This window comes from Methanobacterium petrolearium, assembly GCF_017873625.1.
GTDB classification, from domain to species: domain Archaea; phylum Methanobacteriota; class Methanobacteria; order Methanobacteriales; family Methanobacteriaceae; genus Methanobacterium; species Methanobacterium petrolearium.
The window spans coordinates 37,030-50,878 of sequence record NZ_JAGGKL010000005.1; the positions used below are offsets into that span (position 1 = coordinate 37,030).

The following is a 13,849-nucleotide window of genomic DNA, read 5'->3' on the forward strand; positions in this document are numbered from 1 at the left end:
AAAATTTAGTTTTCTTGATTGTACAATATCATATTATTTTTTAAAAATTCTGATACTTAGATCATTATATCGCTACGTTAATGATTATTTTTTCATCTCAATACTTTTCATAATTCCATGATATTTTATATGATTTTAATGGATCATTGACTTTTTTTTGACTTTAAAACCGTAAAATGTTTTAATTAGGCTTATTTTTTATTGTGTTTGTAATCAATTACTAATATTCTTGTCATGCATTAATTAAAGAGCATACGAACAGTTCGTACATATAGTTTATATGGTATGAACATGTATATGATGGTGTTTTATGAATATTATTGGCGGACAATAATTGAAAAATGTTCATTTGGTGATCAAGTGTTGGGGTTTGAAAATAAAAAAAATAAAATAGGATTGATTTTTTTAACTATCTGTGTTGTTTTTATAATGTTAAACACAGTTTCTGCTGTTGAAAGTGTAGATGAAATTTCAAATACAGTTTTAAACAATTCGACATCATTAGATGGTGTAACCGGACTAAATTCTGAAATTAATCAGACTGATCTTGATTATGTTAACAATTCAGGATCTCTTCAAGATCCATCTCAATCTCCCTCATTTTCCTCCAACTCTTCTTCATCTCTTTTTAATTCTATAATCAGTGGTAATGTAATTACTTGTACCAATGGCAGTCCCTTCCCTGATGTTACCATAACTGTAACAAATGTTGATGGAACACAAATTGCTCAAACCACCACAGATTCAAATGGATACTATCAATTATCATTGTTGAGTAATGAAAGAAGTTTTTATGTCAGTGCCAGTTATCCGGGACATATGACTTCTCACAAACTGATAACAGTGGAACCTGGTGTTGACTCATCAGACCTGAATTTATACGGGTGGGTGAACTTTCAATTAGGTCCAGAACCTACTTTATCCATTGATGCCCCAAAAGAACAATTCTTGAATGAAAGTTTTAACTTCACACTAACCTTCAATAACAATGGTAATGAAACTGGATTCGGCCCCACAGTACAGTTGATCTTACCCCCAGAGATACGGTTTGAAAGTGCCAACTTTTTAGGAGCACCAGTAAGTGTTACCAGTGTAGGAACTTTTCCTTTAAGTGGCACCTTAATTGATCCATTATCTGGACTTACAGTGACTGGAACTCCTGGATATCAACTTTACGTAATTGAATATCCTTTGGGTAGTTTCACTTCAGGTCAACCAAGTGCAGTCCTGGAAATCAATGCATTTTTGTTAGGTAATTCCACCCTGGGATCACCCCTCGATATTACAGCTTACCCCGTATTTCGTTTTGGTGCCAATGAAACTGGGGGAATACCCATCAGGGGAAATGAGACATCAGCACAAGTAACCCCTACAGTGATTAAAATCATTAAAAATACAGCCAGCCCTCATGAAGATGAAACTGCCACTGGTTCCAATTATCCATGGGATTATACCCTCACAGTTGATGTAGCAGATGGCCAGACTGTCACTGCAGTTGATGTTATAGATAATCTCCCTGGAAACCTGCAATTTATACAAGTTGTTGATATTGATGGTGGTAACCTAATCCAACAACCATCCACCACCACTCCTGGTGGATTATTATGGATAACCTTCGATAGTATTACTGGTGTTTTAGGTTCTGATAAAACTATCATATACCAAGTTTATGCCCCTAAATTTGATAACAACTCTCAGTACGTACTGGACCCAGACACTGGAGCCTGGGTTAATGCCACTAACTCTGTCACTGTCACTGGAAACTACACTGATATTCCTGTTTCATCCCAAGATGATTACACCCTCACTTTGAAACCACTGGCTATACAAAAAAGTGTTGATGATGAAAGTACAGATCCCATCCAACCCAGACCCACTGATATATTAAGATACACACTTAACTTCCAGGCCTCAGATTATTTCTCCCTCAATAATCTGGTACTTTATGATATTTTAGGGGATGGTCAAAGTTTCCTGGATTCTTTAAACTACAATCCCAGACTCAACTTACATCTATCAGGTATAGATATCAGTGACCTGTTTGTTGACCTGACCAATCCTAACCAGTTCCAGTATTATCATAACTCCACCACAGGTGTTACCTATTTGATGTTTAACATCACTCAGTTACTCGTTGACAATGGATACACTGGTATTGTGGAAGGTGGAAATTACACTGGAACCAACAATGGAGCAACCACTGGAAACCTAACCTTCTGGACCATGATCAATGAATACTACGAAGGAGTAACACCACCCATACTCCATCCAATAGTATCCAATGATATTATAAATAATGCAGTGATTGCTGATGCAGTATTAACTCATAATGGTAGTCATGTGGAAGATGCAAGTGGAAGTCAGGTTATAATAGTGGCCCCCACACCAGAAAAAGATATAATTGAAATAAACGGAGAGGATCCCACAGCTCCATATGTAATAAGGGCTGGAGACACTGTGACCTTTTCTTTACTAATAGATGTACCCACCAGCAACCTGCACGACTTTAACTTGATTGATTATTTACCGATACCATTACTAAGGGCCACTCAGTTTACAACAGGTCAGGCACAGAACACCACCCAAACCATTCCATCTGCTGGACAATGGAGACTGGGTGAAGATGATACTTTAAGTAGTTTGACTGGTGTGATACCCACACTGATTGTGGATTCCGCTCAGAACACCCTTACATTTAGCTATGGTAATGTTTACAATGCCACCCAACCCAATGCCACAGTTCACATCTTGTTCACCATCACTGCCACTGGAGATCCAATGACAGATGGTTTATGGCTCACCAACCTTTTAAACATCAATTATGAAAACAGTCCTGGGAAAATTTTCAGTGATAATCGAATAGTTTCCCTGATAACAGGAGAACCACAACTTAACATAAACAAGACAGCAACACCCACCTCAGATCTACAGGCAGGAGACATGGTCACATACACTGTAACTATAGACAACACAGGAAACGCCCCTGCTTACAACGTAGTGGTTACAGATGATTTACTAACATCTAATTCTGGATATATCTTATCCATCAGTAACATAACAGTTAGTTATGGTAGTGGAACAGCCATCACTGGATTAAACCTGATGGATATTTTCACCAGCACGGGTTTGGATTTTGGTTCACTGTACCCTATTTACTCAGCTAACAGCACCAACAGCTCCATAATAATAACCTACGATGCCCTCCTTAACAGCACGGTTTACCCCAGACAGGTCATTGACAACACAGTCAACATCACTAAATATACATCATTAACCCCACCTGAAAGTCCAAATTACGTAGGGAACCCAGCAGTTGATCAGTCCCACCTTTCAGACAGTGCATCAGTACAGGTACGTGATGTTGATTTCCAGAAAAATTACATAGGATCACTTGATGGAATAAGCTCAGGATCTAATCTAACAATAGGAGAAATTGGATTATTCCAAATTGCGGTTACCCTGCCTGCAGGGCAAATCAATGATCTGGTCATTCATGATATTTTACCAGCAGGACTCACTTATGTGTCACATGTACTGGAACTAAGTAACTTCTATGGAAACTTAGCAAATCTAAACTTTACACAAATTAACAATAACATAGAATTCCTGTTTACAGGACTTACCAACACCACCAGTAACAGCACATTCTACATTAATATAACAGTCCTTATGGCTGATAATTCAACTGCTAATCCACCTCACACTACCTCTAGGACCAGAACCAATAGGGCCACTATGGACTGGAATAATCCAAGTCATTCATCTTTAACTGATAGTGCAACTGTTTATCTGGTTGAACCATGGTTAACAGTAGTTAAAAGTTTCAATCCCAGCACTATTGAAGGAGGGCAAACCACCACTGTAACCCTCCAAGTGAGCAACACCCGTTCCAATGCCAGATCAACAGCATATAATGTAATTATAACAGATTCATTGCTTGGATCCAGCTATATTTTCGATTTAAACAGTGTAACGGAGGTTTTCACTCCGATTGGATTTGTGTTTAACTATGATCCTTTAACCGGGATTTTAACTTACACTGGAGGAAACATAACTCGGGGTCAGACACTTTATTTCACCTTTAACCTAACTGCCTTGGACACACCTTACATTGGACCCATTTATAACAACACAGCCAATGCCACCTACTGGTCAATGCCATGGGTGGGAGGATATCCTGATCCAGATAGTCGTAACTACACCGACTCAGGATGGGCTGTAATCAGAACTGGAGATCCGCAGATAACTAAAACAGTTGAAGATTCCACTATACATGGAAATACAGGAGATCTGACCATAGGCGAAATTGTCACCTATAAAATACTGGTCACATTACCGCAGGGATTGAAAACCAACCTCACCATCACTGATACATTACCTGCAGGGTTCAACTATAACATAGGTGAATACATCCTGAACACCACAGGATTCAGTGGTACTTTAGGATCATTATCAGTTTCTAGCAGTGGTCAGAATATCATATTTACTTTCAACGGCATCACAAACAGTACTACCACCAACAACACATTCTACCTCCTGTTTAATACTACAGTACTTAATCACACCAGTAACATAAATGGCACAGTTAAAACCAACAATGCAGCACTCAATTGGACCGAAAATACCAGACCACCATTCACCACCTCAGTGAATACCACCATTGTAGAACCATTTTTAAATGTTAACAAAAATGTAACACCATCTACAGTTGATGGTGGGGATGAGGTTACAGTTACCCTGAAAGTCACCAATACAGGTAGTTCACCAGCCTATCAAATGGAGTTAAATGATGTTCTGGATACAATACTCTTCAACTCATCCACAGTTTCCCTGGTGTCTTCACCACCGGGTTTCAGTTTCACACCAGGCAGTACTGTGGTTATCAAAGCTATATCTGGCACCATTATCAACCCAGGTGATGTTTTAACCTTCATTTTCACAGTTCTGGTAAATGATAATGTTCCAACAGGTTCTGTATTCCAGAACCAGGCTGATGTTTCATTTTCTTCAATGCCCCCTGGTTACAATGATGCCAGAAATTACACCAACACATCCAATATAGTGAACATCAACACAGTCTCACCATCAGTCAGTAAAACAGTAAACAGTACTTCTGAACCAGATTCCACCAATCCCAATGTACTGGTGGGAGAAGTAGTAACCTACCAACTAGAATTCATCGTCCCAGAAGGTGAAACATTTAATGTATCATTAATCGATTCTTTAATGTCAAACCTGGGTTACAATGGAGGCACTGCACTGATAAAAAGAAGTGATGCAGGTATCATAGCTTCTGGATTTGATTTCGGAAGTTCAGTTGATGAATTTTTGACCATCACTCCCACTTCCCTTTCACCACTCTCCTTCTATCTGGGTAACGTAACTTACTTGGGTGCTAACGGCCTTAAAAACGGAACCATAACCCTGATCTTTAACACCACAATCCTGAATATAGCCAGCAATCAGGCAGGTACACAGATACCTAACAATGCTACATTGAATTTCACCAACGCCACCGGAGGAAGCCAACAGGTGACTGGAACATGCCCCACAGTTTTAAACGTAATTGTTCCCCAAATTAAATCCACCAAAACAGCAAACCAGACTACATTAACGGATTCAGATACAGCCACCTTCAGTATACAGATCCAAAACAACAACAGTACCAACGGAGCCCCGGTTTATGATTTGATTATTGTAGATCCAATCAATGGATTCACCATGGACTACCTGAACCTGAGTATAGTTCCCAGTGATCCATCCATAATATTTACCAACTACTCCACTGCAGACCTGATCTACATAGTGGTCAACAAACTCAACCCAGGCCAGTATCTTAACATAACTTACAATGCCACAGTAAAACATAATGTAACATTTAATTCCACTCTAAATAACACTGTGAATGCAACTGGAACCACCCTACCGGGTCCCCACGGTACCAACAATGCCACTCCTGGTGATCCAGGCACCAGCACCGGTGAAAGGACAGGAGATCCCACACAACCTGCAGGTGCTGTGAATAACATAAACACTACTGCCACAGCTCTGGTAACTACCAGAACACCAAAAATATCTAAAAAAGTTAACGGAACCGAAACACAGGACCGCACTATAGGTGAAACTGCCACAGAATCTGTAATCCTCACCTTACCAGTGGGAAGCACAACTGAACTTAAGATCATTGATGTCCTACCAGATGGACTCTTATTAAACGGAGGAACCAGTGGATTCACATATACAACCACTTCCGGGGTTAATGTTAACCAGTTTGTGGTGACTCATCTGGGTGGAAACACCTACCAGATCAGCTTTGGAAATGTAACCATTACTCAGGAAGGGAATATCACTATTAATTACACGGTTCTGGTTATGGATGTAGCTGGAAACTACAATGGTCAGAATTTGATTAACAGTGCCACATTATATTACAATAATCAAACTGGGCAGAGTGTCAATGGAGGATCCGATACAGCCACGGTACATGTGGTTGAACCCAACTTGCAGATAACCAAAACACCAAGTAAAACCGATTTGAACATTGGAGAGGAATTCACCTATGCCATACAGGTTTTACACACAGCATCCAGCACTGCTGATGCATATAACCTTGTTATAACTGATACGATACCCACTGGCCTGACATTTGTTACTGGTTCTCAGTTATGTCCCGGTTGGATCTTTACCCACAATGGAAACATACTTACATTCACACGGTCCGTTCTAACATTAGCAGATAACAACTCCACTATATTCTTCAACTGTACTGTGAATAACAACTACCTCCTGGCAGGACAAAATATCACTAATGCAGCTTATTTGAATTATACTTCCATATCCACAGGAGGAAGAGATTACACCACCAGCAACAGCACTCAAGTTCATGTTATCGGTGCTGATCTTCAAGTGCAAAAAAATGGAGATTCACAAGTTAATGCAGGAGAACAGGTTACATACACCATAACTGTAACTAATTTAGGACCAGACACAGCTGAAAATGTAACAATTAACGATATTTTCCTAACTCCATGGTTCACTTATTTAATCAATCCACAGTACTCTCTAAACTTCGGTACATGGACTTCCATAACTACCAGCACATGGAGTCTCATATTAGGAAACATGATATCTGGAAGCTCAGCAAACATCAGAATAAGGGCAACCATTAATGCTTCCGCCCCAGCAGGAATATTAAACAACACAGTAAATGTTACATCAAACACCACAGATCCAAATCCCAATAACAATAATAGTACGGCAACTACTAATGTGACTCAAACTGCTAATTTAACATTAGTAAAAGAAAACACCCCATTTAATATTGTTATCGCAGGTAACAACCTTACATATACTTTAACATTAACTAACACAGGCCCTAGTGTAGCTCGAGATGTGACACTTACTGATAACACCTTTTCAAGCTATTACCTCAACAGGTTCTATTCTTACAGTGTTAATGGTGGAGCATGGAGCAGTTGGGCAGGTTTCAGTGGTCCTTTAGTCTTAGATGTCACATCTTTATTCTCTTCAGGATATATTGGTATCGGGGAAACATTTAGAGTAATGATAAATGGTACTTTAAATGCTTCTACTCCTAACGGAACGGTCTTATTTAACAATGCAACTGCCAATAGTTCAACAAGCCCATTTAACACAACTTCCAACACAGTTAATAATACTGTAGAAACTTCTGCTGCGTTGAACGTGACGAAATCTGCACCGGAAAGTGTGGTGGCTGGTCAGAGTGGGCCTGTTGTGTTCACGATTACTGTGACTAATTATGGTCCTAGTGATGCTTTGAATGTGAAAGTTAGTGATGTGTTGGATGGTCGTTTGACTGGTCAGGAGTATAGTTTAAACAATGTGGATTGGTTTGTATGGAGTAGTCCGTTTGCATATGTTTTTGATCGGGTTAATGCATTGGAAACTGTGTATTTCTATTTGCGTGGTTGGGTGCCATCTGATGCGTTGGGTTTGATTAATAACACGGTGTTTGTGTCTAGTAATGAAACCAATCTCACGGGTAATTTGACGGATAACACTACCACAGTGATTAACACTACCAGTGAGTTGAATGTGACGAAATTTGCACCGGAAAGTGTGGTGGCTGGTCAGAGTGGGCCTGTTGTGTTCACGATTACTGTAACTAATTCAGGACCTTCTGATGCTTTGAATGTGAAAGTTTCTGATGTGTTGGATAGTCGTTTGACTGGTCAGGAGTATAGTTTGGATGGTATGTCCTGGAGTGCTTGGGTTAATCCGTATGAGTATGTGTTTAATTGTGTGAACGCTGCTCAAACAGTGTATTTCTATTTGCGTGGTTGGGTGCCATCTGATGCGTTGGGTTTGATTAATAACACGGTGTTTGTGTCTAGTAATGAAACCAATCTCACGGGTAATTTGACGGATAACACTACCACGGTGATTAACACTACCAGTGAGTTGAATGTGACTAAAACATCTCAGGAAACAGTTATTGCTGGAAGTAACAGTCCACTTGTTTACACCATTACTGTGACTAATTCAGGACCTTCTGATGCTTTGAATGTGAAAGTTTCTGATGTGTTGGATGGTCGTTTGACTGGTCAGGAGTATAGTTTAAACAATGTGGATTGGTTTGTATGGAGTAGTCCGTTTGCATATGTTTTTGATCGGGTTAATGCATTGGAAACTGTGTATTTCTATTTGCGTGGTTGGGTGCCATCTGATGCGTTGGGTTTGATTAATAACACGGTGTTTGTGTCTAGTAATGAAACCAATCTCACGGGTAATTTGACGGATAACACTACCACAGTGATTAACACTACCAGTGAGTTGAATGTGACGAAATTTGCACCGGAAAGTGTGGTGGCTGGTCAGAGTGGGCTTGTTGTTTTCACGATTACTGTAACTAATTATGGTCCTAGTGATGCTTGGAATGTGAAAGTTAGTGATGTGTTGGATAGTCGTTTGACTGGTCAGGAGTATAGTTTGGATGGAGTGTCATGGAATGCATGGTTGGCTCCTTATGAATATGTCTTTGGTCATATAAATGCTAATAAAACAGTGTATATCTATCTGTGCGGTTTTGTACCATCCAATGCCACAGGTCTTATTAATAACACCGTATATGTGTCTAGTAACACCACTAATCTGACTGGTAATCTGACAGACAACACCACCACAGTGATAGATACTCTGGCCATCCTGAACATTACAAAAACTTCCCAAACTGATGGATCAGATGTCAACCACATCGTCCCTGGTTACTCAATCCATTATACCATAGTTGTAACTAATGAAGGCCCTTCCGATGCATTAAATGTTACATTTGATGATTATTACACTCCAGACTTGCTGGAAAACACCTACTACTCCACATCAAATGGAATACCCTGGACAGCCTATAACAACCCACTGAACTTAACCTACCTAATTGACAGACTGGCACCTGGACAGAATGTAACTATATGGATTAATGGAACTGTGATCTCCAATGCCACACAGGGCTTGAACAACACTGCAGGAACCTCATCAGAAACTGATCCTGAGGGAAGAAAAACAGCATCTGTTTACAATGATGTCCAAACATCCCATGTAACCATTGAAAAAACAGTGAGTAATCCACAACCATACATTCATGAAACAATCTACTTCACATTAATAGTTCAAAATTGGGGACCTGACACTGCTATAAATGTTTACGTAGTTGACAAACTTCCAGATGGAGTGAAATATGTAAGTTCTGCTGCCAATTACGGTTCTTACAATCCAACAACAGGAATATGGACTATCGGAAACCTTCCGTATGGTTCAATTGCCCAACTGGTTATAACTGTAGTAGTGGAAAAATTAGGATCTATTGAAAACCATGCCCATGTCCACACAGACTCTTATGACCCAATACTATCTGGTCACAATGCTTCGGCTTCCATCTATGTTCGAGAACAACCACAATCCGGAAAAAATTCAATCGGAATGCAAAATACAGGTGTACCTTTACCTTCACTGGTATTGGTTTTATTCCTTGTTTTAACTGGTCTTTCAATGGTCTTTACTAGAAAAAAATAAGGGATTCCTTTTTTCATTTCCCTTAATTTCCATTTTTACTTTTTTAAACTGAGTTAAATTAAGTACAAAATTATAAAATTAGACAATAAAGATTAAAAGAATAGAAATTAGAATAATAAAAAAAAACATTAAATCAAAAGATTTTAATTAACCAATCCTTCTTCATCCACTTCTATAAATATACTATGCTTTTCCAGGTCTAATTCAATTATTTGACCTTCAACGGTCTTTCCCTGGTTAAGTATGTCCACCATTTCTATTCTGTCACCATAAACTTTGATGTGGATCACGTCATCCATGAGTTTAACCCCTTTAGTGTTGTAAACTGTTGATTCGCACATTTTTTTCACCGTTTACTAATATTTTCGTAATAAATGATATCATAAAAACATTTTATCTAATAAACAAACTGTCCATTATTCTTAAATATGTTATCATATTCCATAACTAAGTTACCCCTTACCATAGTTATAACTGGCATCCCCTTAACATTGAATCCTTCAAAAGGAGAATATCTAGCTTTTGAATGGAAATTATCCGGGTCAATTACACCTTCTTTCTTAAGGTCCACCACCACTAGATCAGCATTCATACCTTCTGATATGAAACCTTTATTTGGAATATTGAATATTTTTGCAGGATTCTCACACAACAATCTTTTTATATCCTTAAGATTTAATTGACCACGATTTACCTGGGTTAAAAGCAGGGGGAGTATGGTTTCCAGGCCGGGAACTCCGGGAGGGGCATCCCAAACATTTTTTTCCTTCTCTTCAAGAGTGTGAGGGGCATGATCCGTTCCCATAACATCAATTTCAGGTAAATATTGGATTCCCAGTTGATTTTCCTTATCACGTAGGGGAGGATTGGTTTTAGCCAGGTTTCCGAATAGATTAAGGTAATTGGAATCAAGGAAGAGATGATGGGGAGTTATTTCTGAAGTAACTGGGCAACCTGCGGTCCGAGCATTGTGAATAAGTTGGAGTGATTTTTTGGTGCTCACATGACAGAAGTGTACTTTTTGATTATATTTTCCAGCCAAAGAAATGGCTGATTCCACGGCCTCAATTTCAGCCTGAGGAGGACGTGCTAAGGAGTATAGTTCTGGATCATTCCCTTCTTTTTTCATCATTTCCGTGTACTGTTGAACCAATTTACTGTCTTCAGCATGTAATGAAATAACGTGATCAGGAGCAACGCTATTTATCTTACTGAAAGCCTCCATTAAAAAGTCATCATCAACCAGATCCATAAAGATCTTGAAAGATGCTGGCCTTAATGCGACAAGTTCTTTAATATATGATAGATCAGAGACTCCGGCATGTATTCCAAAATCAACCAAACTCTTCTTTGCACCGATCTTCAGTTTTTCTTTAAACGCTTGTGGGGTGTTGGTGGGAGGTAAAGTGTTAGGCATGTCCAGTACGGTGGTAAACCCCCCGGCAACGGCAGCAGCACTCCCAGTATGGAAATCTTCCTTAAAAGTAAGTCCAGGGTCTCTGAAATGGACATGAACGTCAATCAGGCCAGGAAGAACAATTTTACCCTTTAAATCAATGGTTTCATCTGCATTTGAAGGTAATTTTTTAATGGAAACTATGATTTCGTCTTTAATTCCCAAACAAACTTCTTCAGCATTGATATCCAGTTTACAGTTAACAAGACACAAGTCCAACATGTTACACCTTAAATTGAACAATTAAACTTCACAAACTTACCAGACTTAGATTGAAGTATGATTATAAATAGTCTGTAAAAATAATCATATAACCTTGCATGATGATAAATACTAGTGTGGGGTACAATGTCTTCTGAAGAATTTGTGAAATCTATCATGTCCTGTGATAAGAAAATATTTCTGAAGGATTTGAGGACCAGGCCTCGGTTTAAAGAGCCAGAATCTGATATTGAAATACTGGCAGATTTCACAGAATACAACCCAATCCATAAAGGCCATTTGCACTGCCTTTTAGAGGCAAAAAAGATCGTTCCCAATGGATTATTTGTGGCAATTGTTCCAGGCCCATTTGAACGTAGTGGCAGGGGAATACCATACATAATGACCCGCCAAGCACGTGCAGAGGCAGCAATAGCTGTGGGTGCAGATGTGGTGGTGGAAGGACCACCCATGGGAGTGATGGGATCAGGACAATACTCATTGTGTCTGGCACGCATGTTCCAAGCACTGGACACAGATTACATACCTCGAGGATATAAGGTAGAACCTGACTTTCAAATCCTACTGGAAAAAATAAGAAAAGGAGTAGGAGTGGCCCCTAAACCATACCGCATGGTTGATATGGAAACCGGTGAAGTTCTCTTAAAAGGGAAGCTTAACGAGGATAATTATGTTATTGTATCCTTTTCAAAATCCTTAACCAAGATTGACTTTGACTTTAAGGATAAATTCATATTCATACCTCGGTTAGAAGGAGTTAGTGGAACTATAATCCGAGAATCAGTGGTTTCAGGAGTTTTAGAATCTGCTAAGGATATGTTACCTGAAGAAACCATTAAAATATTAAAAAATGAAATGGAAAATGGTAGAGCACCCCTTAACATGGTCCGGGATGTAAATAGTATTATCCGGACGGCTAATAACTCATCAGTGCCTGATTTCAAATCTTTCAGCGTCATTGATGAACGTACCATTGAAAACATGATTCAGAAAAGGCCTTTTAGCAGTATAAAGGAAATTGAATCTTGTATTGCCAGGGGATTCAGTAGGCATCATCGTCAGAGGGTTTTATCGTCATTAGAAGTGTGTGTTGATCGGGATGATCTTTCCAGATACATTGATAATTACCCTTCAACCATACGCATATTAAACTATAAAAATAAAGAAGTGCTAAGAGAATTTAAAAAGAGAATAGTACATAGGAGGCTAGAGATATGCCAGTGAAGAATGGAGACTTTATAAAGCTTGAATACACCGGAAAAGTTATAGAAACCGGTGATATCTTTGATACAACTGATGAAGAATTAGCAGAGGAAAAAGGAGTACATTCAGATAAGAAAACTTATGGGCCCATCTCAGTAATTGTGGGTGGAGGTCACCTGCTCAAAGGTATGGAAGATGCAATAGTGGGCATGGGAGAAGGTGAAGAAAAAACCATCCAATTATCACCTGAAGAAGCTTTTGGTGAACGTGACCCTAAATTAGTGCAATTAGTGCCCATGTCTGAGTTCAAAAAACAGGACATAAACCCCCAGGTGGGAATGGCCATAACTTCAGAAGGAAACACCGGTATAATCCGTAGTGTCAGTGGAGGTCGAGTCAGACTGGATTTCAACCACGAACTGGCCGGTAAAAACCTGGAATACCAGATGAAAGTGGATTCCGTAATTGAAGATGATGTGGAAAAAGTTAAAAGTTTAATCGACCTTCATTACCGCACCCCTAACTTGGATGCGGAAAAACACCAAGTGGACTTTGAAGATGATAAAGTGATCATTGCCATGGATGAAATGGCCAAATTCGACCAGAGGCCACACATGGAAATAACCATGGATCGGTTCCGAATAGCAAGGGACATTCAGGACAATATGGATATTAAAACAGTAGAATTCGTGGAATCTTTCACTAAAAAAGAGGAAGTAGAAGAGTCTACTGAAGAAGCTTCTGCTGAGGAAGTTTCTACTGAGGAAGTTCCTGAAGCGGCCTCTACAGAGGAAGTTTCTACTGAGGAAGTTCCAGAAAAACTGCCTGAAGATGAAGTTAAAAAAGAATAGATTTTTTATCTTCAATTTTCTTCTTTTTTAAAACATTTTCTTTTACATTATCTTTTTTTGAATTATC

General features: G+C 39.1%; 5 protein-coding genes. 3 read left to right on the forward strand and 2 right to left on the reverse strand.

The genetic code is table 11. The features are described from left to right. Nucleotides 1–360: 360 nt before the first annotated feature. Entirely contained in the window at nucleotides 361–10,050 is a 9,690-nt protein-coding gene (locus J2743_RS05690; protein WP_209625611.1) for an isopeptide-forming domain-containing fimbrial protein, read from the forward strand. Nucleotides 10,051–10,193: 143 nt separating this feature from the next. On the opposite strand, the gene J2743_RS05695 is transcribed toward J2743_RS05690, so the two are convergent. Then, nucleotides 10,194–10,391 carry a CooT family nickel-binding protein gene (locus J2743_RS05695; RefSeq protein ID WP_209625612.1) on the reverse strand — a complete coding sequence of 66 codons (198 nt, stop codon included), beginning with the start codon at nucleotides 10,389–10,391 and terminating at the stop codon, nucleotides 10,194–10,196. Between the two features lie 56 nt (nucleotides 10,392–10,447). Continuing rightward, nucleotides 10,448–11,728 (reverse strand): dihydroorotase, encoded by a 1,281-nt coding sequence (locus J2743_RS05700; RefSeq protein ID WP_209625613.1) that lies wholly within the window; start codon nucleotides 11,726–11,728, stop codon nucleotides 10,448–10,450. A gap of 126 nt (nucleotides 11,729–11,854) precedes the next feature. Here J2743_RS05700 and J2743_RS05705 point away from each other — a divergent pair, with 126 nt between their 5' ends. Further along, complete coding sequence (locus J2743_RS05705; RefSeq protein ID WP_209625614.1) at nucleotides 11,855–12,952, forward strand: nucleotidyltransferase family protein; 1,098 nt, start codon at nucleotides 11,855–11,857, stop codon at nucleotides 12,950–12,952. Further along, complete coding sequence (locus J2743_RS05710) at nucleotides 12,943–13,782, forward strand: peptidylprolyl isomerase (RefSeq protein ID WP_209625615.1); 840 nt, start codon at nucleotides 12,943–12,945, stop codon at nucleotides 13,780–13,782. The genes J2743_RS05705 and J2743_RS05710 overlap by 10 nt, the downstream gene beginning before the upstream one ends. Nucleotides 13,783–13,849 lie beyond the last annotated feature (67 nt).

Coding starts and splice junctions, on each gene's coding strand:
- J2743_RS05695 (WP_209625612.1), bottom strand. CDS start 10,391: ATGTGCGAATCAACAGTTTACAACACTAAAGGGGTTAAACTCATGGAT.
- J2743_RS05700 (WP_209625613.1), bottom strand. CDS start 11,728: ATGTTGGACTTGTGTCTTGTTAACTGTAAACTGGATATCAATGCTGAA.
- J2743_RS05705 (WP_209625614.1), top strand. CDS start 11,855: ATGTCTTCTGAAGAATTTGTGAAATCTATCATGTCCTGTGATAAGAAA.
- J2743_RS05710 (WP_209625615.1), top strand. CDS start 12,943: ATGCCAGTGAAGAATGGAGACTTTATAAAGCTTGAATACACCGGAAAA.